Annotated in this window: 18 protein-coding genes; 2 read left to right on the top strand and 16 right to left on the bottom strand. The window is 52.4% G+C overall.

The window, feature by feature from the left end:
- Window positions 1-519: 519 nt before the first annotated feature.
- The 12 genes from ACO0LM_RS05165 to ACO0LM_RS05110 form a co-directional block, all read right to left on the bottom strand.
- Window positions 520-1,698: a ribonucleotide-diphosphate reductase subunit beta gene (locus ACO0LM_RS05165; RefSeq protein WP_423034930.1), complete on the bottom strand. Its 1,179-nt coding sequence runs from the start codon at window positions 1,696-1,698 to the stop codon at window positions 520-522.
- A 136-nt stretch (window positions 1,699-1,834) separates the two neighbouring features.
- Entirely contained in the window at window positions 1,835-4,750 is a 2,916-nt protein-coding gene (locus ACO0LM_RS05160; RefSeq protein WP_423034928.1) for a ribonucleoside-diphosphate reductase subunit alpha, read from the bottom strand.
- Between the two features lie 513 nt (window positions 4,751-5,263).
- Window positions 5,264-6,709 (bottom strand): sigma-54-dependent transcriptional regulator, encoded by a 1,446-nt coding sequence (locus tag ACO0LM_RS05155; protein ID WP_423034926.1) that lies wholly within the window; start codon window positions 6,707-6,709, stop codon window positions 5,264-5,266.
- Complete coding sequence (locus ACO0LM_RS05150) at window positions 6,706-8,463, bottom strand: sensor histidine kinase (RefSeq protein ID WP_423034924.1); 1,758 nt, start codon at window positions 8,461-8,463, stop codon at window positions 6,706-6,708. The genes ACO0LM_RS05155 and ACO0LM_RS05150 overlap by 4 nt, the downstream gene beginning before the upstream one ends.
- Window positions 8,464-8,483: 20 nt before the next feature.
- The gene (locus tag ACO0LM_RS05145; protein ID WP_423034922.1) at window positions 8,484-8,741 is read right to left on the bottom strand and encodes a PP0621 family protein; all 258 of its coding nucleotides are present in this window, start codon (window positions 8,739-8,741) and stop codon (window positions 8,484-8,486) included.
- Entirely contained in the window at window positions 8,738-9,547 is an 810-nt protein-coding gene (locus ACO0LM_RS05140) for a cytochrome C assembly family protein (RefSeq protein WP_422982972.1), read from the bottom strand. Before ACO0LM_RS05140 ends, ACO0LM_RS05145 begins: the two co-directional genes overlap by 4 nt.
- Before the next feature lie 104 nt (window positions 9,548-9,651).
- Entirely contained in the window at window positions 9,652-11,004 is a 1,353-nt protein-coding gene (locus ACO0LM_RS05135; RefSeq protein ID WP_423034920.1) for a sigma-54-dependent transcriptional regulator, read from the bottom strand.
- Window positions 11,005-11,089: 85 nt separating this feature from the next.
- Window positions 11,090-12,922 carry an ATP-binding protein gene (locus ACO0LM_RS05130; protein ID WP_423034918.1) on the bottom strand — a complete coding sequence of 611 codons (1,833 nt, stop codon included), beginning with the start codon at window positions 12,920-12,922 and terminating at the stop codon, window positions 11,090-11,092.
- Between the two features lie 155 nt (window positions 12,923-13,077).
- The gene (locus tag ACO0LM_RS05125) at window positions 13,078-13,875 is read right to left on the bottom strand and encodes an ABC transporter ATP-binding protein (RefSeq protein WP_423034916.1); all 798 of its coding nucleotides are present in this window, start codon (window positions 13,873-13,875) and stop codon (window positions 13,078-13,080) included.
- Window position 13,876: 1 nt separating this feature from the next.
- Window positions 13,877-14,695, bottom strand: coding sequence for an ABC transporter permease (locus tag ACO0LM_RS05120; protein WP_423034914.1), 819 nt, complete (start codon window positions 14,693-14,695; stop codon window positions 13,877-13,879).
- Window positions 14,696-14,770: 75 nt separating this feature from the next.
- A complete protein-coding gene (locus ACO0LM_RS05115) occupies window positions 14,771-15,742 on the bottom strand; it encodes an ABC transporter substrate-binding protein (protein WP_423034912.1) in 972 nt (323 codons plus the stop codon).
- Between the two features lie 232 nt (window positions 15,743-15,974).
- Window positions 15,975-17,135: an ABC transporter substrate-binding protein gene (locus tag ACO0LM_RS05110; protein WP_423034910.1), complete on the bottom strand. Its 1,161-nt coding sequence runs from the start codon at window positions 17,133-17,135 to the stop codon at window positions 15,975-15,977.
- Between the two features lie 440 nt (window positions 17,136-17,575).
- On the opposite strand from ACO0LM_RS05110, the gene ffh reads away from it, so the two are divergent.
- Window positions 17,576-18,943 carry a signal recognition particle protein gene (ffh, locus tag ACO0LM_RS05105; RefSeq protein WP_423034908.1) on the top strand — a complete coding sequence of 456 codons (1,368 nt, stop codon included), beginning with the start codon at window positions 17,576-17,578 and terminating at the stop codon, window positions 18,941-18,943.
- A 260-nt stretch (window positions 18,944-19,203) separates the two neighbouring features.
- Window positions 19,204-19,608, top strand: a complete 405-nt coding sequence (locus ACO0LM_RS05100) for an SWIB/MDM2 domain-containing protein (RefSeq protein WP_423034906.1) — start codon at window positions 19,204-19,206, stop codon at window positions 19,606-19,608.
- A gap of 155 nt (window positions 19,609-19,763) precedes the next feature.
- On the opposite strand, the gene ACO0LM_RS05095 is transcribed toward ACO0LM_RS05100, so the two are convergent.
- From ACO0LM_RS05095 to ACO0LM_RS05080, 4 genes are all read right to left on the bottom strand, one after another.
- Entirely contained in the window at window positions 19,764-20,414 is a 651-nt protein-coding gene (locus ACO0LM_RS05095) for a hypothetical protein (RefSeq protein ID WP_423034905.1), read from the bottom strand.
- Between the two features lie 238 nt (window positions 20,415-20,652).
- Window positions 20,653-21,345 (bottom strand): hypothetical protein, encoded by a 693-nt coding sequence (locus ACO0LM_RS05090; protein ID WP_423034903.1) that lies wholly within the window; start codon window positions 21,343-21,345, stop codon window positions 20,653-20,655.
- A gap of 193 nt (window positions 21,346-21,538) precedes the next feature.
- Window positions 21,539-22,165, bottom strand: a complete 627-nt coding sequence (locus ACO0LM_RS05085) for a lytic transglycosylase domain-containing protein (protein ID WP_423034901.1) — start codon at window positions 22,163-22,165, stop codon at window positions 21,539-21,541.
- A gap of 101 nt (window positions 22,166-22,266) precedes the next feature.
- Window positions 22,267-24,003 (bottom strand): proline--tRNA ligase, encoded by a 1,737-nt coding sequence (locus ACO0LM_RS05080; protein ID WP_423034899.1) that lies wholly within the window; start codon window positions 24,001-24,003, stop codon window positions 22,267-22,269.
- Window positions 24,004-24,221: the final 218 nt, after the last annotated feature.

Here is a 24,221-nt window from a genome sequence, read left to right as displayed (position 1 = left end):
GAACTGCTGCATCCCCTCTATTGATGTAGCACTTCAGCCATCATGGTTTGCCAAATGCCAGACGCTCCCGTCATGGCGCAAACCTAAAAACCGTCGGCATTCAGCGATTAAGCCTGCTTAATTGCTTGCTTATTTGCTTGCTTAACTGCCGACGTCGGTATTCTTTTGCGAAATACAAAGACCAATAGCCACAATACCCAGATTCGCCAGGTATTGCGGCACTAACAGTTCAAAGCAATTTAATCTATGACTGTCCATTCAGTTTGGTGAGGCCTCTCGCGTTTTACATCTTGTGCAAACTTATGAGTCATCCCACAGGTTTGTTCTGATCAACTTAGATAATCATTGACTGATTAACTCGGTCCTGCCCGGTTTTTTGTCCGGCTGCCAGAAATGTCGCATTACCTTCGTACTGCGCATATGAAGCAAAACTTCATTTAATCAAGACTGGCTTTACATCACATCAGAACTTACCTGCACCGGTTTCCGGTGGTCGCTGTTCAACAGCGCTTTCTCCACCTACTCCCAATTAAGGGCTCCACCAGTTTGGTACTCAATTACACGTGTCTCAAAAAAGTTGCGCTCTTTTTTCAGGTCTATCATTTCACTCATCCAAGGGAAAGGATTTTCTTCCTGAGGGAACAGCGCTTCGAGACCAATTTGTTGTGCGCGGCGATTTGCAATGAAGCGTAAATAACCTTTGAACATTGGCGCATTCAAACCGAGCACTCCACGCGGCATTGTATCCTCTGCGTAACGATATTCCAACTCTACAGCACGCAAAAACAACGATTTAATTTCATCGCGAAATGCCGGAGTCCACAAATGTGGATTTTCCATCTTAATTGTATTGATCAAATCGATCCCGAAATTGCAGTGCATCGATTCGTCGCGCAAGATGTATTGGTATTGTTCAGCCGCGCCCATCATTTTATTTTGACGGCCAAGTGCCAGAATCTGTGTGAAGCCGACATAGAAAAACAGACCTTCCATCAGGCAGGCAAATACGATCAGGGACTTGAGCAAGGTCTGATCTGCCTCTGTGGTGCCGGTCTTGAATTCAGGGTTGGTCAGCACGTCGATGAAAGGAATCAGGAACTGATCCTTGTCGCGGATAGAGTCGACTTCGTTGTAGGCATTGAAGATTTCTGCCTCATCCAGGCCCAGCGATTCAACGATGTATTGATAGGCGTGGGTGTGGATGGCCTCTTCAAATGCCTGGCGCAGCAGATACTGACGGCATTCTGGTGCCGTGATGTGACGGTAGGTACCCAGCACGATATTGTTGGCAGCCAGGGAATCAGCCGTCACAAAGAAGCCCAGATTGCGTTTCACCAGGCGGCGTTCATCTTCCGTCAGGCCATTCGGGTTTTTCCAGAGTTCAATATCACGCTGCATATTGATCTCTTGCGGCATCCAGTGGTTGGCGCAACCTGCCAGGTATTTGTCCCAGGCCCATTTATATTTGAAGGGAACCAGTTGGTTGACGTCGGTGGTGCCATTGATGATGCGCTTGTCGGCAGCATTGACACGGCGTGCCACAACTTCGGGGGAAACCACGACCGGTTTGCTGACCAGCGCCGGATTCAGGGCAATATCCTGCGTTTGCAAACGCTGCTGCAAATCCATACCGCCCACATGACGCGGGCCTCGCGCTGCCGGAGCTGCCGGCGTGACTTCATCATCCCAAGATAACATTATTTATTTCCTTACTTTTGTAACAGCTTGTATTTTTATGGGAAGAAGCCTGGCCCGCACTTCTTCCCGCAACCTTCTGGTCTTGCCATTCGCCCGCAGCTTATTGCCAACTTATTGGCGGCAGCGTATTTGCAGCTTACTGGCAAGCCTCGCACTCTTCAAAGCCAGCGTCACCAGGACGCAACATGCAGGCCGGGCCATCCGTCTCTTGCGCGCCCGCTGTTGCACCGGCTGCTGCGGCAGCATAGCCGCCGCTATTGCCATCCACCGACACCGCATTCAATGCACCCGTCTTGCTGGTGGATTTTTCAGTGTGCGTTGCACCAATCGTACGCAGGTAATACGTGGTTTTCAAACCACGCAACCAAGCCAGCTTGTAGGTTTCGTCCAGTTTCTTACCGGATGCGCCAGCCATATAGATGTTCAGGGACTGCGCCTGATCTATCCATTTTTGACGACGTGAAGCCGCTTCCACCAACCAGGATGGGCTGACTTCAAATGCGGTTGCATACAGGGCGCGCAGGTCTTCCGGGATACGGTCTATACGTGCCAGGCTGCCGTCAAAGTATTTAAGATCGGCAATCATGACTTCATCCCACAGGCCACGGTCTTTCAGATCACGCACCAGATGCTCGTTGATTTCTGTAAATTCGCCAGACAGATTCGACTTCACATACAGGTTCTGGTAAGTCGGCTCGATACAGGCGGACACACCGATGATGTTGGAAATGGTCGCTGTCGGTGCAATGGCCACGCAATTCGAATTGCGCATGCCAAATTGCTTGATGCGATCACGTACCACTGTCCAGTCCATGCTTTCCGAGAAATCGGCTTCCAGGTAACCGCCACGTTCTTCAGCCAGCAGTTTCAGGGAATCTTGCGGCAAGATGCCACGGTCCCACAGCGAACCACGATAAGAACTGTAACGGCCACGCTCTTCTGCCAATTCGGTGGATGCCAGGTAAGCGTAATAGCAAACGGCTTCCATGGACGTGTCAGCAAACTGTACAGCGTCCAGCGATGCATAAGGAATGCGCATCATGTGCAGGCAATCCTGGAAACCCATGATACCCAGACCGACAGGACGGTGACGCAGGTTGGAGTCACGTGCCTTCTTGACTGCATAATAGTTGATGTCGATCACGTTATCCAGCATGCGCATGGCTGTGCTTACAGTTTTTTTCAATTTAACGTGATCCAGCTTGCCATCTTTCATGTGAGCAGGCATGTTGACCGAACCCAGATTACATACGGCGATCTCGCTGTCGTTGGTGTTCAGGGTAATTTCTGTACACAAGTTAGAGCTATGAACGACGCCGACATGCTGTTGTGGTGAACGGATATTGCATGGGTCTTTGAAAGTGATCCATGGATGGCCAGTTTCAAACAGCATGGACAGCATCTTGCGCCACAGGTCCAGTGCCGGGATTTTTTTCGACAGACTCAGTTCACCGCTGGCTGCTTTTGCCTCATACGCGGTATATGCCTGTTCAAACGCCTTGCCATATTTATCATGCAGGTCAGGGACATCGGAAGGTGAGAACAGTGTCCAGTCACCTTTTTCCATGACGCGTTTCATGAACAGATCAGGAATCCAGTTCGCGGTATTCATGTCATGCGTACGACGGCGGTCATCGCCAGTGTTCTTACGCAGGTCGAGGAATTCCTCGATATCCATGTGCCAGGTTTCCAGATAGGCGCAAACTGCACCTTTACGTTTACCGCCCTGGTTCACCGCCACGGCCGTGTCGTTAACCACTTTCAGGAAAGGTACGACGCCCTGGGATTTGCCATTGGTGCCTTTGATATGCGCACCAAGTGAGCGTACCGGTGTCCAGTCATTCCCCAGACCACCGGCATATTTTGCCAGCAAGGCGTTTTCCTTGATGGCTTCATAGATGCCATCCAGATCATCCGCCACGGTCGTCAGGTAGCAGGACGATAGTTGTGAACGCTGGGTACCGGAATTGAACAGGGTCGGTGTCGAGCTCATGAAATCGAAACTGGACAGCAGATTGTAAAATTCTATTGCACGGGCTTCGCGATCAATTTCATTCAAGGACAGGCCCATCGCCACACGCATATAAAAAGCTTGCGGCATTTCAACACGGGTACCACGGATATGCAGGAAGTAGCGGTCATACAAAGTTTGCAGACCGATATAACCAAACTGCAGATCGCGGTCGGCGACCAGGGCATTCGCCAGTTTCTTTAAATCAAACTGGGCAAGTTTGGCATCCAGCAGATCGGCTTCGATACCTTTCTTGATGAATTTCGGGAAGTACTCTATGTATTCTTCCGCCGCATCCTGTTGCGCCACTTCCTTGCCGAACACTTCTTTGCGGACTGTATGCAACAGCAAACGTGCTGTCACCTGACTATACGCAGGTTCTTTTTCCATCAGGGCACGGGCAGCCAGGATGGCGGATTTATACAATTCTTCTACCGGCACGCCGTCGTACAGGTTTTTCAGTGTCTCGGCCAGAATCGCATCCGGATCTGCCAGCTTGTCCAGACCCAGGCAGGCAGCAGCAATCATCTTGCGTACTTCTGCCACATCCAGTGGACGCGCCTGGCCATCAACGATGACATTCAATTGTGGCGCGGCAGGCACAGCCTGGCCAGGAACACCATGCACGCGACGGCGTTCTTCCATACGCTTGGCACGGTACAACACATAAGAGCGGGCGACATCATGTTCGCCGGAACGCATCAGGGCCAGTTCAACCTGATCTTGCACATCTTCTATATGAAAGGTACCGCCAGCAGGCTGTCTGCGCATCAGGGCAGCGACCACACTGGCCGTCATCTGTTCCACCAGTTCACGAACCCTGGCGGACTCGGCACCGTGTCCACCGTTGACCGCCAGAAAAGCCTTGGTCATGGCGATAGCGATTTTGGATGGCTCGAAACCGACCACGGAACCATTACGGCGGATGATGCGATATTCGCTGTAACTGTTCAGACTGGCAGCAGCAGGTGCTGTCGTCGCATTCAAAACCGATCCCAGATCTGGCTTGGACAAAGTGGATATTTCAATAGAAGAGTGCATTGATCCTCCGGATGCAGTGTTATTTTTTTCCATCAGCGACGCTGCTTGACAGGCTCGCGGATGGTTTATGGGTTAAAACAGGTATTGCGCATTACAGTTCATGGCAGACAGTCGACTCGTCTTATCCGACCATTTTGTTCATATCATTTACTAAATCAATTGCAAATCAAGAAGGAAAATTGAACCAGAGCAAGAAAACAAACAAAATCACGAAAACCACTACATATAGTGTACAAATTTTTATTTGCCCTAATTCTAGTGCCGCATCCCAGCATATGCAACCGCTTTACATGTAAATAATTGAATTATTTTTTTACGCAATTGCGGGATAAGTGATTGACACAGGCGAAAAGCCCGCAGAATTGGCGGCTGATATGCAAGTGGGTACTAACGTGGGATGCTGATGCAAGTGGCATGATCAAGTGGCACGAGCAAGAGAGAACGGAGAACGGGCCCGTCAGCACAAAAGCTGGCGGGCAGGAGCACAGGTATTCAGATCAATGCAGGGATTTGTTATTCCTGGATTTTCAATTTTTGTATCTGATAACGTAGTTGCCTAAAACTGACACCCAGCAATTCAGCGGCCTGGGTGCGGTTGTTTTTGGTCTGGTTCAAGGCGCGCTTGATCATTTCGCGTTCCACGTTTTCCAGATACTCGGGAAGCGAGCAGGGTAAATCCGGCGCAGTAAATACATCGGCCGGAAAACCGGACTCCATGATGGGGCGGCTGGGCACCACTACATCGGCATCGACGGCAGGCAGCAAAAATGGCTCGGCCAGTTTTCTGGTACCACGCAGCGCCAGGTCGGCCACCTCGATACAGCCATCATTGGCAAAGGCAATGGCGCGTTCGAGTATGTTTTCCAGCTCGCGTACGTTACCAGGAAAGTCATAGCTGATCAGGGCATCAATCGCCAGTGACGACATATTGATGTCTGCGCCAGTGAGCTTCTTCAAAATGCTGGATGACAGTTCAACAATATCTTCCAGACGCTCACGCAAAGGTGGCAAATGCAGCTCAATGACATTCAGGCGGTAATACAGATCCTGACGGAAGCGCCCTTCTTCTACACATATCGCCAGATTCTGGTGGGTGGCACTGATGATGCGCACGTCTACCGCTTCTTCCACGGTAGCGCCCACCTTGCGCACGCGACGTTCCTGTATGGCCCTTAACAACTTGACTTGCATGGGTAAAGGCAGGTCGGCCACTTCATCCAGCATCAGGGTGCCGCCACTGGCGGCCTGGAAGAAACCGTCGCGATCATCAGCAGCGCCGGTGAAAGCACCCTTGCGATAACCGAAAAATTCGGCTTCCATCAGATTTTCTGGTATTGCGCCGCAGTTCACGGCAACAAAGGGTTTGCCCGCGCGTGCGCTGATGGTATGGATTTCCCTGGCTGCCAGTTCCTTGCCGCTGCCGGATTCGCCGGTAATGATGACCGGAGCCATGCTGCGCGCCAGACGACTGATCTGCAAGCGGACTTCCCGCATGCTCTGTGACTGGCCGATCAGGAAAGAATTGAAGGTGCTGGCAAGCTTGGCCGGTGCCGCCTGCTGTTCTTTCTGCACTTCATTGGTTTGCAAGGCGGATCGGACCAGTTTGCGCAACTGATCAAGCGCCACCGGCTTCGACACATAGTCAAAAGCGCCGGCTTTGAGGGCAACCACGGCGTTGTCGGCACTGCCAAAAGCGGTAATCACGGCAATCGGTGTGTTCTTATATAGTGTACTGACTTCCTGCACCAGTTCCATACCCGATCCATCGGGCAGGCGCATGTCGGTCAGAACCAGGGCATAACTGTGTTTGAGCAGTTGCTGCCGGGCGATGGCGAGGTTTTCGGCACTGTCCACATCCAGGCCCATTTTGATGAGCGTAATTTCCAGCAGTTCACGCAGATGCGCCTCATCATCCACCACCAGGATGCGGGGGCAACTCGCAGCGTCGTTCATACTCATGCACTATATCCAGAGAAATTAATCACAAAGCGCCCGCTGGGCTCGTTCTTGCCATCACCCGTTTCTTCAACGCGGTATTCATAATCCAGCAGGGCATGGTTGTTCAGGCACAATTCCCTTGCCATATATAAGCCCAGCCCGGTACCCATGCGTGAGGTCGTGTAAAAAGGTTCAAACAAATGGGCCCTGACATCATAGGGAATGGCCGGGCCATCATCCTGTATATGCAGTTCCTGCCTGCCGGTGGGATTGACGTGCGCATATAAACGTATGCTACCCGGTTGCCCGCTGGCATAGCGTATCGCATTCGATAATAAATTCAAAACAACTTCACGCAAATGACTGGGATCAAAGCTGACCTGGAAATTTCTCTCGTCCTCAACCGCGATCAAATCCGCAGCCAAGCCCTTGGTTTCGGCAAAATCCTGCACCATCACACGTAGTGTATTGATCAGGGAATAAGGTTCAACGTCAGGCTGGGCCTTGCGTGACAGCTTCAAGATGTCTTCGATCAGCTGATTCAGGCGTGACACATTGTCATCAACGATTTTCAGCAGGCGTGCAGCCTGCGGTTTGTCGCCGCCCAGATTATCCAGGTCTTCATTCAGCAGCGATGCCGCATACGAGATGGACGACAGCGGATTGCGCACCTCATGGGCAATACTGGCGGTCAGGCGGCCCATGGAAGCCAGTTTCAATTGCTGCGCCTGGTTTTCGATATCCGATACATCTTGCATGAAAATGATCGTATAAGTCCCGGCCTGCCCGGATATGCCGCCCACATTGACGCCCTTCACTGCCACAAAGCGCAGCTTCAGGTGAGTAATGAAATGCGGGCTCTCACTACGTTCGTGCAATTCGGGTTCTGTCGCAGCAGCCTTGACTTCGGGTCGCACATCATCGAGATAGCAGCGGATAGACACAAAGGAAATTTCTTCATCCTTCTTGCGGTCTTGCAGCACATTGCGGCTCTGCATGGAATTTAAAATCTCGACGATGGGACGCAAGGCTGAGATATGGGCCAGTTCTGCGCCCACCATTTCCTTGGTCAGGTTACCGCCCAGCATGCGCACCGCCGCCGGGTTGATTTCAAACATGCAGCCGGATTGATTCAACACCAGAATGCCGTCACCCATATCGGCAATCACCAACTGGTTGATGGCCTGCTGCATGGCCAGGGCATTCCCGCGCTGTGTCGCCAGGTGTTCCTGGCGTATCAGGTTATTCGCCAGGCGGCTGACCACGTACACCACGGCAAAATAGGCGGCACCATATAAACCTGCCTGCGACAGGGCGGTTCCTTCTTCCAGTTGCAAGAGGTGGTATACACTTTCCGACAACAAGAACAGCACAGCGATGGAGGTAAAAAAGAAGGCCCACACCAGCGGGCTGAGTATGGCAGCACCTGCCAGCGGAAACAAATACAGGATGCCAAGGCCACTTTTACTGCCGCCGCTGGCAAAATAGAGAATGGAAATAACGGTAATATCGACCAGTATCTGTAGCGTCAGTTGCCACATGAAGCGATGCCGGTACAAGAGTTTCAAAATGACAAACGCGACCGAAGCCCCGAAATACAGCAGGCAAATATCACGCACCAGCAAGTGCTCGGCCACCCAGATATCCCTGCCACTGCGCAGGCTGAGCAATACCAGCAGACTGGCGGCCACCACGATGCGCGACCCGTTCAGGGTCTGCAATGAGCGCCAGAATGAATAGCTGGCTTCGCCTTCCGGGATATAGGTGTCAGGCATGACTCAGCCTACGGTACCGTTCATGCATGGTCGGCATGCGCCTGCGAGCAATACACCTGCTCACCACGCTCACCACCATAGACTGCCTCGGATGCCGGCAGATACATCTGGCAATGGGCACAGCACACCATGGTTTCTGCTTTCGCGGCAGGCCTGCTGTCTGGTTGTTCCGGTGGGGGATTTTGCCTGGTCTGTGCCTGGTCCAGCGTCGAGCGGGCTTTTTTCTTCAGGGCCAGTACAACCAGGATCACCAGCACCAGCCACATCAGGAGATTCATGTCAGGCTCCTGTGCAGCAAGACTTCCAGCACAAAACGGCTACCTACATAGGCCAGCAGCAAAGTGACGAAACCTGACAGGGTGAAACTGAGAACGGTTTTGCCACGCCAGCCTTTCCAGTAACGGCCCGCCAATAAAATGGCAAACAGCAGCCACGATAACAGTGACAGCAAGGTCTTATGATCCCATTTGAACGCCACGCCCAGTACCTGTTCAGAAAAAATCACGCCCGACAACACCGTCAGGGTCAGCAACACAAAGCCAAAGATGATGAAACGGAACAGGATTTTTTCCATGGTCATCAAGGCTGGCAGGCGCTCTATCAGAGTCTGCAACCACTGGCGCTGCCTGATACCGCGCAATTTATGTAAATGTTTATCCTGCACCGTCATGACTACAGCGTGAAAGGCGGCGATGGTCAACGTGCTATAGGCCAGCATGGCCACAATCACATGCCAGGGGAACATGGTGGTTTTACCAGTCAGCGCGATCAGGCTGCCAGGGAAAAATCCCGGCAAGATTGCCATCAGGGCAGCATTCGGCATCAACAGGAAGCGCAGCCCTTCCAAAGCGAAATTGCGGTTTTCCAGCCAGCAGACAAATACCGATACCCACAATGCCGCAGACAGCATGACGGCAAACCCCACCCGCAGCGCATGGTCGGAAAAAATGGTCAGCCACAATGCCGCGCCATGCACCAGCCAGCCCAGGGTCGTGGCTGTACTGATCAGCAAACGCAAGCGTCCGGGCAGCAAAATGCTCAGTATATATAAGGCAGCAGCAAGAAAGGATAGATAGATTTGCATGGAACAAGTTTACACTATGTCTTGCCAAAAGTCGGATTAAGCACAGTAAAGCATGATTATTTCCTGCGCAAGAGCAAACCCGGCAAGCAAATCCGTCCGATTGCCTATTCCGCAGAAGCCAGATTAGACAAGGATTTTTGGTATTTTTTCATCTTGTCATACAGGGTCTTTTTGGGTATGCCCAATGCCTCGGCGGCACTTGCCACATTATTGCCGCTGCTTTCCAGCGCCGCCTGTATCAGGCTGGCTTCATAGGCATCGATTTTTTCCGGCAGGCTGGTGGTAGCACTATCCGGGCTGCTTTCCAGATGAAAGCGCTGGTCGGCAAATTCGGCCACACCCAGCACTAACTGGTCGGCAAAATTGCGCAATTCACGCACATTGCCCTGCCAGTCGGCCTGCATCCAGTGTTGCATCTGGGCCGGTGACCAGCCGGGTACCGGTTTTTGATAACGCTGTGCCGCCCTTTGTACAAAATACGACAGCAACGAGGGAATGTCTTCGCGTCTTTCATTCAGCCTGGGCAGATTGATGCTGATGACACTCAGGCGAAAATACAAGTCTTCGCGGAATTGCCCTTGTGCACTGAGCTTCAGCAAATCTGTCTTGCTGGCCGCAATCACACGGCAATCCAGTGCCACCGATTGATTGCCACCCAGCCTTTCCAGGCTGCGTTCTTGCAAAACACGCAGCAATTTTATTTGCAGATTCAGCGGCATACTTTCAATTTCATCAAGAAATACCGTGCCTCCATGCGCATATTCCAGCTTACCTATGCGACGTTTCTGGGCGCTGGTAAAAGCGCCGGCTTCATGACCAAAGATTTCACTTTCGAATACAGCCTCTGGCAAGGCACCGCAATTGATGGCGACAAATTCCCCCTTGCGACCACTGGCCAGATGCAATTGTCGCGCCACCACTTCCTTGCCGGAACCGGTGGCCCCGTTGATCAAGACATCCACCTGGGCTGGACCTATGCTGTGGATGAACCTGCGCACCCGTTCCATCTGGGCACTCTTGCCTATCAGGTCGGGTGTGCTTGCGTGACTGAGCCAGGACGATTTCAGCTTGCGGTTTTCCATGACCAGGCGGCGTTTTTCCTGGGCACGCAGGCAGGCATCCAGCAGACGTTCAGCCGCAAACGGCTTTTCCAGGAAATCATAGGCACCATGCCGCATCGCATCCACCGCCATGCTGACATCGCCATGGCCGGTAATAATAATGACAGGCAATTCATGATCGATGGCCCTGACTTTTTCCAGCACATCCAGACCGGATTTTCCCGGCAGGCGCACATCGGTGACGATGATGCCGGCGAAGTCCGCCTTCAGATGGGTATCGGCCAATTCGGCACTGGCACAGGCAGTCACTTCGAAACCACCAAGCTCCAGCGTCTGCGTGGTTGCCAGGCGTACCGCCTGCTCATCCTCTATTAATATAGCCAGCAAACCTGTCATGGCGATTTTTCCTTGGGCAAATGAAGTGGGTTGGAAAGCGTTTAGTGTTTTGTGTTTAGCGTTGAGCGTTGAGAGGCAACACCGGTCAGGATGACAGATAGACAGGAATACAGACAACAAACTCTGCCCCACCCTGTTCGCGGTTACCGGCGCTCAGACTGCCATTCATCGCCTGCACGATGGAGGAAGAAATAGCCAAGCCCAACCCCAGGCCCTGCCCCACTTCCTTGGTAGTAAAAAAAGGTTCAAATAAATGTTCTGCCACATGCTGCGGAATGCCCGTGCCGCTGTCGCTGATGATAATCCTCACCATATGCTGGTCAATTTCCAGTCGCACATATACTTCCCTGACCGGGCTGGCCTCCACTGCATCCAGGGCATTGCGTATCAGGTTGATCAAAACCTGCTCTATCCTGACAGTATCACCCAGCACCGTGGCTGGTTGTTCAGCCTGTATCTGCAAATGAACCCCACGCCGCTCAATTTCACTCTGCAGCAAGGACACAGCTGACTTGATGGCTAGCGGCACATCGACCACGGCAATCGCATTCGGGCTTTTCCTGGCAAAGCCTTTTAACTGGGCAATGATACTGCCCATACGCTCACTGGCGTGACTGATATGACCAAGATTGGCCAGCGCCTGTTCATGCCTGCCACGGCTCATGAAGGTAATGGCATTGTCGGCAAAAGCCCGTATCGCAGTCAATGGCTGGTTCAGTTCATGGGTGATGCCGGTCGCCATCTGCCCCAGCATCGCCAGTTTACCGGCTTGCACCATTTCATTTTGTGTAGATCGCAACAAATTCTCGGTCTGTTTCAGCTTGCGGTATTTGGCTTCCAGTTCTTCATTGGCCTGTGTCAGTTGCCGGGTGCGTTGAGCGATATTCAATTCCAGTTCATCGGCGGCCTGTTTCAGCGCCCGCTGTGCCAGGCGCCCTTCTTCCAGACGGCGCTGACGCTGGTCATAAAAAGCCGCAAAAGCCAGTGCAATGACCAGTATCAGGGTTACCAGCAATGCCGTCTGCAAGCCTGCCCGCAATACCTTGCCCTGATCCGGAAACAGCATCAACTGCCATTGAAGTCGTCCTATGGGACGCAGCAGATAATCATCAAAACCTTTTTGCTCGGCAAGCGGCAACTGCGCTATCGGCGCTATGCTTTTGCCACCATATTGCAGGGTATCTTTCAGGTTTTGCTGTACCGTCGTCGTCAGGGCTTTGAGGCTATGGTATTTCCATGCTTGCCGGTTGCTCAGGAACACCACACCCTGGTTGTCGCTCAGCGCAATCGGCTCTTCGCTACTGTGCCAGGCTTGTTCAAATTCATCCAGGCTGATCTTGACAGCGATCACGCCCAGGGGTGGCAAGCTGCCGCGCTTGCTGCCAGGCGGATAGACGGGCTGGGAAATAAAATAGCCAGGTATATTCGTAGTATTGCCTATCGCATAAAAATGTCCAGGCCGGGCAGCACGTATCGCCTCGGAAAAATAAGGCCGGAAGCCAAAATTCTGGCCCATATAACTTTGGCTGGTGGTCCAGTTGCTGGCAGCTATCGTATTTCCCTTCACGTCCATCAGGTAGATGGCTGCCACCTTGGCCTGCTCTGCCAGTTCTTGCAAGTTCTGATTCAGGGTCTGGATAAGGGCAGCATCCTTGCTATTCAGCAAAGCCTGGGTAGTCAGCGGCAGATAAGAGATAGCGAAAGGCAGGGTTTCGTAACGTTCGAGCACCGATTCGATATCCAGCGCGATGATCTGCAACTGGCGGTCACCGGCGAGTTGGATGTTTTCCTTGGCTGCCCTGGCAGCAAGCAGATAGCTGACCACCACCAGCAAGACTGCCAGCAGCGCGATACCCAGCATCACCAGGCGGCGCTGGCGGATAGTCATGCTGTTTGGATAGCTGGATGTCAGGTGCACTTATTCATCCATGCAAGGCTCAGGTGCCATGTCTGCAAATGAGGGTGTATTGAATGGGAAATTCTACACTCAGGCCAACAGGTAATCATTCTGCATCCCTTATTATAAGAGCTGGCACCAGGCAGGCAATCTCGCCTTGTGCCAGCCCTGCTCGCCTAATCTACCGCCGCCATCTTCAATTCATCATTGTGATGTCTTTGCTGCTCTTCCATGACCAGTTGTCCCAGTTCCCGCTTGAGCGCATTGAAGGCGGGGTCAGAAGGATCACGCAGACGGGGCAAGTCTATCAATAAATCCTTTTTCACCGTGCCTGGCCGGTAAGTCATGACGACAATCCGGTCGGCCAGGTAAATGGCTTCTTCTATACTGTGCGTCACGAAGATGATGGTCTTTTTCAGTTCTGACCAGATCCGCAACAACTCATCCTGCAGATTGCGACGCGTCAGCGCATCCAGTGCGCCGAAAGGTTCATCCATCAGCATGATGGGTGAATCCAGCGCCAGCACACGGGCGATTGCCACCCTTTGCCGCATGCCGCCGGACAAGTCCTTGGGGAAGCGCGCCCTGAAATCACTCAAACCCAGCATGCCCAATAAACTGGCGACACGCTGCTGGATTTCTGCCTTGCCCATGCCCTTGATTTCCAGGCCGAAAGCAATATTCTGTTCCACCGTCATCCAGGGGAACAAGGCATATTCCTGGAACACCATGCCACGATCAGGGCCGGGGGCTTTGACTATCATTTCATTGGCGGTAATGCTGCCGGATGTCGGCAGGGAAAAACCGGCGATGGCATTCAGCAGTGTCGATTTGCCGCAGCCAGAAGGGCCGAGCAGGCAAACAAACTGCCCCTCTGGTATCTCCAGGTTGATATCACGCAAAGCCACGACTTCCTTGTCGACGGTCTTGAAGATTTTATTCACGCCTTGAATTTTGATATGGGTTTTGTTCATCTCAGTTCTCCAGTCCACGGTGCCAGCGTAGCAAATAATTATTCAATTTGTTCATCGCCAGATCGATCCCCAGCCCCAGCATGCCTATGCTGATCATGCCAGCGATAATTTTGTCTGACCAGAAATATTCACGTGCTTCCAGAATGCGGAAGCCCAGGCCATTATTCACGGCAATCATTTCCGATACGATCACTACGATGAAAGCCGTACCTATACCTATCCTGACGCCTGACAGGATGTAAGGCACAGCCGCTGGTAACATCACACGCAGGAACATGGTGGACTGGCTGGCACCCAGATTACGGGCTGCCCTGATATAAATGCCATCGACATGACGCACACCGGCGATGGTATTCATCAGCACCGGGAAGAAAGCACCGATGGCGATCAGGAAAATGGCTGGCGGATTGCCCAGGCCAAACCACAGGATGGAAAGAGGAATATAGGCTATCGGCGGTATCGGCCGCAATACCTGCAGCAACGGGTTCATCCATGCATAGGCGCGTTGACTGGAACCCATGGCCAATCCCAACGGCAAAGCCAGGCCAGCCCCGACGACGAATCCCACCAGCACGCGGTACATGCTGCCCATGGTGTCACGTATCAGTTCACCAGAAAACGCCCAGGCCAGCCAACTGGTGGTGGCCGCATCACGCGCTTCATAGGGTGACGCATACTCTATCCATTTCTTGACCACCGCCACAGGCGAAGGCAATACCTGTGCATTGACCCAGCCCATGCTGGTCACCAATTGCCAGATCGCAATCAGAATGACAGGCACAATCAGTCCCGCGCCCATTTCACGCCATTTGAATTTCATGATTTTTCCTTCAAGAGTTGATGAGCCGGGGAAGCGTTCATATACATGATTCCCGCCCGGACTCAAACTGGTGACTTACTTGATGTTCAAGCTCTTCTTCGCTTGTTCCAGAAGATCGGTTTTCACCCAATCCTTGGCTACTGGTGGTTTGGCCATTTTGCCTACGCCATATTTCTGCATCAGATCGGTGGTGATCTGTATATGCTCTGCCGTGACGTCATATGTGTAAGGCGAGTTTTCTATGGCATTCACAAAATCTTCATGGCTGACCTGGCCTTTGAACATGGTTTCACGCACATATTTCTCAGCCAGCTCCTTGTTCTCGATAAAGGTTTTGGTGGCTTCAACAAAACAGCGCATGAATTTTTCTGCTACCGGGCGACGTTCTTTATAGAACTTCTCGGTCATGACCATGGTGCGTACCGGCTCACCTATCGGTGTGTCGTACGGCTTGATGATTTCATTGCCATAGCCCTTGCCTATGGCTTGTGAAGAGTAAGGTTCGGACTGCATGATGGCATCAATGTTTTTGCCCAGCAAAGCCTGGTTCAGGTCAGGGAAACCAAGATAGATGATTTGCACATCTTTGCCAGGCTGATCAGAATACGTCAGGCCATTTTGCGACAGTTCGGCTGCCAGCAAAATATCCTGGATACCGCCGCGTGTTACGCCGACTTTTTTGCCCTTCAGGTCTTTCACGGTTTTCAGGCCCAGATCAGTACGTCCCACCAGGCGCGCACCGCCCTTGGCAAAACCGGCAACCAGGTAAATCGGCGTACCACTGGCACGTGCAGAAATCACTGCCTCGGAAGAAACCGCACCGACATCCAGCTCACCCGCGATCACCGCCTGCATGGCATCGAGGCCCTTGGCGAACACCCGTTCTTCAACCTTGATACCGCATTTGGGTGCGATTTCCTTGATGTAGGACACGGCACCATAATGGGCGAATTTCAGGTTACCCAGTCTGACGACTTCCTGAGCCTGGCCAGTAGCGGCTAACAAACTGGAAGCAACAACACTGGCGAGTAAAATCTTTTTGAACATCTTTGTCTCCTTGAAATGGTGAATTTCTGATTTGATTTTTACTTACTCAGGATGAATAGCAGATATTGTGCCAGCTTATATCATCTGATAAATCATTGATTTTATTCACTTTTCGCTGCCCCATGCCGAACGCCAACGCGAAGTCCCGGATAAGCAGACGGCACTTGTCGGTGTTTTCGCACTTTCTGCCACCGCAAAAGGATGCATGCTGGTGCAAGCATCAACGACTTGCCTAGCGCACAAACTTGCCATCCCGTCCTATCATCGTCAATTCAACAAATTCGCTGCCGCTATGGTCGCGTTCACTATAAGTGACCGTCACACCACCCAGGTCTATCTTGTGCATGGATTCCAGCGCACGCACCATGCCCTCTCGCGTCAGCGTCTTGCCACTACGACGTAAGCCCTCCACCAGCACTTTGGCTGAGACAAAGCCCTCCATCGCGGCATAAGAGGCCGTCACGCCATGCTCTTTGGCGATGGCTTTGAATTCCTGCCCCAGTATGCTCGACACCAGGTGTGGTGCCGGCATAATCTGCGACACCATGATACCGATGGCCGCCGGCCCCAGTGAATCAATAAATGATTGCGAGGCATTGTTCGACAAGGTCATGATTTGTATGGCACTGCCTTTGGCGCGCAGGCTGCGTATGATTTCCGACACGGTGGTGGCAGAACCGACAATGACCAGCGCCGTGGCTGGTGATTTCATTACCTCATCCACGGCCTTGGCGACATCCGGCTTGGCCCTGTCATACTTGGCGATGATCGAGGGCTGCAATTTGAAAGTGCCCATGGCGGCGGTGAAACCAGCCAGGCCATCACCGCCAAACGTGTCATCCACATGGACGATGCCGATGTCTTTCAAGCCTATGGTAGAAAACTGTTCCACCGCTTTTTTGACTTCATCCTGGTATTTTGCCCGCACATTGAACAGGTAGTGATTCACCGGGGCGTGAAACACGGCCGCACCGGTGCTTGGCGCGATCAGCGGGATTTTATTGGCAACAAGGACCGGCAGGATAGCCTGGGTATGCGGCGTGCCGCGACTTTGAAACAGGGCAAAGACATGCTCTTTCTTGACCAGGGTTTCGGCATTGGCTGCAGCAATGGCGGGGTCAAACTTGTCATCCAGGATGCGTAACTCAATTTTGCGGCCATTGACACCACCCGCTTTATTCACCTGTGAAATATAGGCGGCGGCTCCGGCATTCATTTCCTTGACGGGGCCGGCGATCTGGCCAGTCAGGCCGACGGTCTGCCCTATCAATATAGTAGTATCAGTCACCCCCTCTTCCGCCTGGGACACGGCAGGGAACAAGCCGGGGATGAGAACAAGGGCGCAAAAGCCGAGAGCACGCGGCAAACGCCACGCACGTTGAAGTCGTTTCATGTTTGTCTCCTGATTGATGAGCAGCTATTTTTTATATGCTGTCTATGCTCTTATTAGCAGACTTCATACCACGTATAGAAATGAAGTCTGTCTACGGGATTTAACTCCCGTCTACATGGAAATGCATCCGTAGTTTCCCGCATGCGTGCGGAAAATCACACAAATTACATAGACACATTCTGAAAATCCAGAATTCAAAATTCTGCCGTCCCTGCCAAAAAGCGAAATGCCTGAGTGGGTCTTGATGATCAGGTAAAATGCCGGTTTATTCTTGCCTGTCTTGCAGACTATCACTGAACGACATAGCCACTGCAGCACTTTGTGCTGACAAAAGCTACTCTGTATGGTGATAGCCAGCTTCTTATATTATTAAAAATATAAGTAAACTGAAGCAGGTCATTGCATTCCATTGATTTTTACTCAAGATTTTTTAAGCAAACATGCTCGATAACCTTACCCAGCGCCTTGCCAAGGTCGTCAAGACCATGCGCGGCGAAGCCCGCCTGACCGAATCCAATACCGCCGACATGCTGCGTGAAGTACGCATGGCCTTACTGGAAGCCGACGTTGCCCTGCCCGCCGTACGTGAACTGATCGCCCGCGTCAAAGAAAAGGCCATGGGCGAAGAAGTGATTTCTTCCCTGACCCCGGGTCAGGCCCTGGTTGGCGTCGTCCAGAAAGAACTGGCGACACTGATGGGGGCAGATCTGGGTGAAGATGCTTCGCAACTGAGTTTTGCCTGCCAGCCGCCAGCGATTATCCTGATGGCCGGTTTGCAGGGTGCCGGTAAAACCACGACCGTCGGTAAATTGGCTAAATATTTGCGCGAGCAAAAAAAGAAAAAGGTATTAACTGTTTCCGCCGACGTCTATCGCCCGGCGGCGATAGGTCAGTTGCAAACAGTCACTCAACAGGTTGGGGCCGATTTCTTCCCGTCCCTGCCAACGGATAACCCGGTTGATATAGCTCTGGCCGCCCTCGACTACGCCAAAAAACATTACCACGATGTACTGATCATCGATACCGCTGGTCGCCTGGGTATAGACGAAGCGATGATGCAAGAGATTGCTGCCGTTCACGCCGCCGTCAATCCTATAGAAACCCTGTTTGTGGTCGATGCCATGCTGGGTCAGGACGCCGTCAATACCGCCAAGGCCTTTAACGATGCCCTGCCTTTGACGGGCGTGGTATTGACCAAGCTGGACGGTGATGCGCGTGGTGGTGCGGCGCTGTCGGTACGTTATATCACCGGCAAGCCGATCAAGTTTGTCGGCGTAGCTGAAAAACTCGACGGCCTGGAATCTTTCGATGCCACCCGTATGGCAAATCGCATCCTGGGCATGGGCGACATCCTGGCGCTGGTCGAATCCGCCCAAAAAGGCATGGATGTGGCAGCTGCCCAGAATCTGGCGCACAAGCTCAAGGATGGCGGCAAATTCGACATGAACGACTTCAAACTGCAAATTTCGCAGATGAAGAATATGGGCGGATTGTCCAATCTGATGGACAAACTGCCAGCGCAGATGCAGCAAGCCGCCAGTGGCGCGAATATGGACCAGGCCGAAAAACAGGTGCGCCGCATGGAAGGCATGATCAATTCCATGACCCCGCAGGAGCGGGCAAAGCCGGAATTGATCAAGGCTTCGCGCAAGCGCCGTATCGCTGCCGGTGCCGGTGTACAGATACAGGAGGTCAATCGCATGTTGACCCAGTTTGACCAGATGCAATCCATGATGAAGAAATTGCGCGGCGGCGGCATGATGAAAATGTTGCGCGGCATGAAGGGAATGATGCCAGGAAAGCGCTGAAGGAAAGCGCAAATTTCCCTCTGCGTTTCCCTCTGAGGAAAGAAGCCGGATAGCAGCCAGAATGGCCGCTTATCCGGCTTTTTTTTAGGCGTAAATCCAACGACAGGCAAATTCCTGCACTTTTTCGACAAAAACCAGCAAAAAACACTTGCATCCCTGTAAAAACCGCACCACTATTAGCGATGCGTGAAGTGACGCAATGCAGGAGCTTTTCAAAACGATCAAAGCTCCGTCCACGAAATTTGTGAAGGAGGCTATTTATGGCAACAGCACCAAAGAAAACAGCAGCAAAACCGGCAGCCAAACCAGCGGCTAAACCGGCAGCGAAAGCAGCCGCTCCAAAAGCAGCTGCTAAACCAGCAGCAAAAGCAGCCGCTCCTAAAAAGGCCGCAGCAGCCAAGCCAGCAGCAGCACGCAAGCCAAATGCAGCGTTCATGAAACCAATGACGATCTCTCCAGTTCTGGCAGCAGTCATCGGTGCAGCAGCAATTCCTCGTACTGAAGTCACTAAAAAAGTATGGGAATACATCAAGAAACACAAACTGCAAGATGAAGCAAACAAACGCAACATCAACGCGGATGACAAGTTGAAAGCCGTCTTCGGTGGCAAGAAACAAGTGTCCATGTTTGAAATGACTAAACTCATTTCCGGTCATCTGTCCTGATTTTTAGTAGCAGATTCCGAAGTTGCTTTGGGAGACTTAAAGGGAAGCATCCAGTCCTGTCCCAAACGAAAATGCCCGCATCGCGCGGGCATTTTTGTTTCTTGCTTGTTTCTTGTTACTTTCCCTGGATCGGCTCCCAGTCTTCTTTGTGGTAATCACAAATTCCCACAGGTGACTGGCACAGTCGCCAGTTCGTTGCCGATGATCTCACCCGGCTTGCGGTGCAGTATGCAATAGGTGCCGAAGGGGGTAATGACTTTTGATACCGGGCGACCATCGCCCAGTATATGCACCTCATGCTTGACGCCCACGCGATTGACCGTGCCTGACAAGCCTATGCGCTCTCCCATCTTTGTAATGGGATCGACGACTGCTTTGCTGGCGAAGCGCTCACGCTCCTGAAAATCCTTTTTCAGTCCTTTAAAAATTTCCCCTACATCACGATTGATGCCCGCACTGGGCTGAGGACTGGATTGGGCTTCCATCTCTATACGGATGTCTGGTGTTACAGGCTCTGGCGTGCTTGCTGTAGCAGACCCGGGGCGCTCATTGACCGGCAGTGGTGAGGATGAAGACTGGGTTGTGGCCAACTTTACTGCTTCTTTTTTTTCCGGCTGTTGCATTGATGGTTTGGCCGGTGCCGGCAAATCCAGAAAAATCAGGTTTCCCGCCCTGATTTTCTCTTCATTCATACCTGCCTTCAATACTGGCCACAAGCCATACAGGCCGGCATGAAACAAGAGCACTGCCGCCAATATCTGCCAGTCAGTGCGCTTTGCCTTGCTGCGGTAGTCGAGTACCAGCATTCTTATTCTCCGATTTACAGTGAACCGTCTATCCAGATTGCAGCGACAGGACAAACACTGGCCTTTGCCAGGCCGGGCATTTGCACATCCGCCCCCCGATCCTGAAATATTCAATAATAGGACTTACGCAAAACCGCCCCAGCTGCGTTGCGGCTCCTCTCCTAGGAGCCGTGTACTAAAGTACTGCCTTCGTCGCCACGCCTTGCTCGGCCAATTTTTCGTAAGTCCTGAATAATATTCAATAACTGCCGCAACTGACTGTTCGTATACCTGGTGCCCTGGTGATATCGGCTCCTGGTTTGGCTCCTATTACGCAATATGAACCGGCAGATGTCGTGACCTTGGTCATCGCTGTGCCGTCTGACATGACTATGTTTTTATAGCTTGTGCCACGCGGGCGGGCTGCAGCTTCGACATTGATGGCAAATGCGACCATGGAAGATTTTTCTGGCCGGATAGCGGTCAGTATGCGGTTCGGCATTTCACGCTCCACTCCTTTGATGATGCTGCGGATATCGCGTTGCAGGGTGACGGGATTCTCTATAGCCATGTCAGGTGCGGTGGTTTGACTGACCGGCTCCGTAGTTTGAGAGGTAGTCGGACTGACTTCTGTGCTGCCTGCAACCGCAGCGTTAGTGGTGGTAGTAGCGGTAGTAGCAGGGGTCTTCACCACCGTCGGCGGCCTGACCGGCAGCGATTGTTTGACAAGCGGCACAGCCTGTCCGGGCTTGGGCGGTGCCGGTATTTCCAGCATTCTCACCCACAAAGCCCGGGATAGGAAACTATCGCTTTTATGCAGGCGGGTCGTGGGCCACAACACGAATAACAAGAGATGGGCTAGCGTTACCACTGCCAGCATTTGCCAGCGTGATTGCAGGATTTTCAGCCAGTCTGCACTGCCAATTTCTTTGCGGTAGTAAAGTGCCTGCATGCGGGTCCCTGGTTCATCTGAATAAACAGCCTGCACTGCGCAGGCACCAGCAAATGCCGGTAACCGGAGCCGCCGGCGACAGGGCAAATCTGGAGGCGATTCGCGCTGACTCAGTATTTTGAAATGACAGGCCATGCTTGGCCCGCCAATTTTTCAAGGGATTGTTTAACTGGCCCCGACGTCGCGCAGCACGCTACTTGCGAAGTTGCGATGCGCTGTCACCGCTGAATTCCCAGTTTTTCCAGTTGGCCAACACGGCTTTAGGATATTCAGGACGACCTCGGCTGCCATTGTAGCGACCCAGGGCCAGGTACAGGTCGCCCTTTTCCATGTCTATATACATGCGCAGGATGGAGCAGCCATAACGCAGGTTGGCTTGCATCTGAAACAGCTTTTTTGCATCGCCATCGCCAATCACACGCGACCAGAAAGGCATGACCTGCATATAGCCTCGCGCGCCGACCACCGAGGTGGCATATTTGCGGAAAGCAGACTCCACCTGTATCAGGCCCATGACCATGGCAGTGTCAAGACCAGCGCGTTTGGATTCATACCAGATCGCTTCGAGTAACTCACGGCGGGTCTGCATGTCGGGAATACGCCGCTTCAGACGCGAAGACATTTCGCCCAGCCAGTTGATGTATTTGATACGTTCTTCGATATTACTGAAGGTGGGTTTGGGTGGCGTCGAATCAGAAATGGCTTTGGCCAGCGCCAGCCGCACGGCATCTGCCATCGCTTCTTCTTTTTGATTACCGGCTTGGGCCGGCAATCCAGAAAAGGCGAACAGGCAGATCGCCAGGCAGACGATGGATTGCATCCATCGTCCCCGCTGGCCTTGCAGTTCAGGCTGATGGCTATCGCCAGGACTTCCTTCGCGCCACACGCAAAAGCGCAAGAAAAAATACTTCATCCTGTGACTTAATTTCCCGCCAATTTTGACTGGATGAAGCTCAGCATTTCAGTTACCGCTACATTGCTGGCTTCGGTATCACGACGTCCCAGATATTCGAGCTTGCCTTCTTTCAGGCCACGATCACCGATAACCACGCGATGCGGCACGCCTATCAGTTCCCAGTCTGCAAACATGGCACCTGGACGTTCACCACGGTCATCCAGAATGACATCCACACCTGCCGCCAGCAAAGCCTGGTACAGGGTTTCTGTTTCAGTTTTGACGGCTTCGCTGCGGTCCATTCCCATAGGACAGATGACCACTTCAAATGGTGCAATCGAAGCAGGCCAGACTATGCCCTTGTCGTCGAAATTCTGTTCTATTGCCGCCCCCAGGATGCGGGTGACGCCTATGCCATAGCAACCCATTTGCAGCAATTGCGGTTTGCCGTTTTCATCCAGGAACGTCGCCTTCATCGCTTGCGAATAACTAGTGCCAAGCTGGAATACATGGCCAACTTCAATGCCGCGCTGTATCGCCAGCACACCCTTGCCATCGGGTGAAGGATCGCCAGCCACCACATTGCGGATGTCGGCAACCAGCGGCTCAGGAATGTCACGGCCCCAGTTGGCACCGGTAAAGTGGAAGTCAGCCTCATTCGCGCCGCAGACAAAGTCGGCCATGTTGGCAACCGTACGATCCGCCACGATCCTGACCGGTTTTTTGGTGTTGATCGGGCCCAGATAACCTGGTGGCGTACCAAACCATTCAAGGATTTCCGATTCACTGGCGAAGCGATAATTCGCCAGGCCAGGTATCTTGCCGGTTTTGACTTCATTCAATTCATGATCGCCACGCAGCAGCAGCAGCCACAGTTGTTTGCCGGCCTCGCCTTTTTCTTCATCTTCAACGGTCAGGACGATGGATTTCACGGTGTGCTGTAAAGGGATATTGAGCAAGGCGGCCACATCTTCGCATTTGGCCTTGCCGGGTGTGGCGGTTTTGCTCAGTTCAGCCTTGGCTGCTGCACGTTCATTTGTCAGTGGCACGCCTTCGGCGGCTTCCATATTGGCGGCGTAATCAGAGCTTGGGCAATACACCAGCGCATCTTCGCCGGTTTCGGCAATCACGTGGAATTCATGCGAGCCAGAACCACCGATATCGCCATTGTCCGCCGCCACGGCACGGAACTGCAGGCCCAGACGCTGAAAAATGCGGGTGTAGGCGTCATACATCAATTGATAGGACTGCTGCATGCCCGCCGGATCACGATCAAAGGAATACGCATCCTTCATGGTGAATTCACGACTGCGCATCAGACCAAAGCGCGGACGACGTTCATCACGGAACTTGGTTTGGATATGATAAAAATTCACCGGCAACTGACGGTAGGAGCGAATTTCGGTACGTGCGACATCGGTCATGACTTCTTCCGATGTAGGCTGTATCACATAGTCACGGCCATGGCGATCTTTCACGCGCATCATCAACGGGCCGAATTTGTCCCAGCGACCGGTTTCCTGCCAGTATTCAGCAGGCTGTATCACCGGCATCAGCATTTCAACCGCACCAGCGCGATTCATTTCCTCACGAACAATGTTTTCAACTTTACGAATAATACGCAGGCCCATGGGCATGTAGTTATAAATGCCAGAACCCAGGCGTTTGATCATGCCTGCACGCATCATCAGTTTATGGCTGACGATCTCGGCATCGGCAGGCGCTTCTTTCAGTGTGGAAATAAAAAATCGTGTAGCACGCATGACAGTGATTCTTTTTAAATGGAGGGTTATAATCAACTCAATTTTAAAGGATTAGCTGGCTAATGCGCCCACTCTTTGCACATTTGATGAAGGAAACTGCGATTTGTTCGCCTCGCTTGACGTTGCCCGCTGAAAAATGCGGTGTTTTTCGACGAAACAAACGCTCTCTACGCTGTCTATTGCAGGAGCAAGCCGTTTAGCCACAGAAAGTTTTGAGG

The organism is Undibacterium sp. Di26W, from assembly GCF_049340265.1.
In the GTDB taxonomy this organism is placed as follows: domain Bacteria; phylum Pseudomonadota; class Gammaproteobacteria; order Burkholderiales; family Burkholderiaceae_D; genus Undibacterium.
The sequence above is the reverse complement of the archived record's forward strand: the minus strand, read 5'-3'. Positions and strand labels throughout refer to the sequence as shown.

Bases quoted from the DNA above. Each gene is read 5' to 3' on its own strand.
- ACO0LM_RS05165 (WP_423034930.1), bottom strand. From the start codon at position 1,698: ATGTTATCTTGGGATGATGAAGTCACGCCGGCAGCTCCGGCAGCGCGA.
- ACO0LM_RS05160 (WP_423034928.1), bottom strand. From the start codon at position 4,750: ATGCACTCTTCTATTGAAATATCCACTTTGTCCAAGCCAGATCTGGGA.
- ACO0LM_RS05155 (WP_423034926.1), bottom strand. From the start codon at position 6,709: ATGAGTATGAACGACGCTGCGAGTTGCCCCCGCATCCTGGTGGTGGAT.
- ACO0LM_RS05150 (WP_423034924.1), bottom strand. From the start codon at position 8,463: ATGCCTGACACCTATATCCCGGAAGGCGAAGCCAGCTATTCATTCTGG.
- ACO0LM_RS05145 (WP_423034922.1), bottom strand. From the start codon at position 8,741: ATGAATCTCCTGATGTGGCTGGTGCTGGTGATCCTGGTTGTACTGGCC.
- ACO0LM_RS05140 (WP_422982972.1), bottom strand. From the start codon at position 9,547: ATGCAAATCTATCTATCCTTTCTTGCTGCTGCCTTATATATACTGAGC.
- ACO0LM_RS05135 (WP_423034920.1), bottom strand. From the start codon at position 11,004: ATGACAGGTTTGCTGGCTATATTAATAGAGGATGAGCAGGCGGTACGC.
- ACO0LM_RS05125 (WP_423034916.1), bottom strand. From the start codon at position 13,875: ATGAACAAAACCCATATCAAAATTCAAGGCGTGAATAAAATCTTCAAG.
- ACO0LM_RS05120 (WP_423034914.1), bottom strand. From the start codon at position 14,695: ATGAAATTCAAATGGCGTGAAATGGGCGCGGGACTGATTGTGCCTGTC.
- ACO0LM_RS05115 (WP_423034912.1), bottom strand. From the start codon at position 15,742: ATGTTCAAAAAGATTTTACTCGCCAGTGTTGTTGCTTCCAGTTTGTTA.
- ACO0LM_RS05110 (WP_423034910.1), bottom strand. From the start codon at position 17,135: ATGAAACGACTTCAACGTGCGTGGCGTTTGCCGCGTGCTCTCGGCTTT.
- ffh (WP_423034908.1), top strand. From the start codon at position 17,576: ATGCTCGATAACCTTACCCAGCGCCTTGCCAAGGTCGTCAAGACCATG.
- ACO0LM_RS05100 (WP_423034906.1), top strand. From the start codon at position 19,204: ATGGCAACAGCACCAAAGAAAACAGCAGCAAAACCGGCAGCCAAACCA.
- ACO0LM_RS05095 (WP_423034905.1), bottom strand. From the start codon at position 20,414: ATGCTGGTACTCGACTACCGCAGCAAGGCAAAGCGCACTGACTGGCAG.
- ACO0LM_RS05090 (WP_423034903.1), bottom strand. From the start codon at position 21,345: ATGCAGGCACTTTACTACCGCAAAGAAATTGGCAGTGCAGACTGGCTG.
- ACO0LM_RS05085 (WP_423034901.1), bottom strand. From the start codon at position 22,165: ATGCAATCCATCGTCTGCCTGGCGATCTGCCTGTTCGCCTTTTCTGGA.
- ACO0LM_RS05080 (WP_423034899.1), bottom strand. From the start codon at position 24,003: ATGCGTGCTACACGATTTTTTATTTCCACACTGAAAGAAGCGCCTGCC.